Raw genomic sequence first — 242 nt, forward strand, 5'->3', positions numbered from 1 at the left:
GTAATTCCGTCGTTGTCTGCATCGTCGTCACAAGCATCTCCAATTCCATCATTATCAGCATCTTCCTGATTTGGGTTTGCTGTGTTCACACAGTTGTCTACGTCATCAGTAATTCCGTCGTTGTCTGCATCGTCATCACAAGCATCTCCAATTCCATCATTATCAGCATCTTCCTGATTTGGGTTCTCTGTGTTCACACAGTTGTCTACATCATCAGTAATTCCGTCGTTGTCTGCATCGTC

General features: G+C 44.2%; 1 protein-coding gene. It reads right to left on the reverse strand.

The window, feature by feature from the left end:
- Positions 1-242 (reverse strand): thrombospondin type 3 repeat-containing protein (locus Q4548_RS16970; protein ID WP_303457258.1); only part of this gene is annotated, 242 nt, incomplete at both ends.

The sequence above is a fragment of the Wenyingzhuangia sp. 2_MG-2023 genome (assembly GCF_030548295.1).
GTDB lineage: Bacteria > Bacteroidota > Bacteroidia > Flavobacteriales > Flavobacteriaceae > Wenyingzhuangia.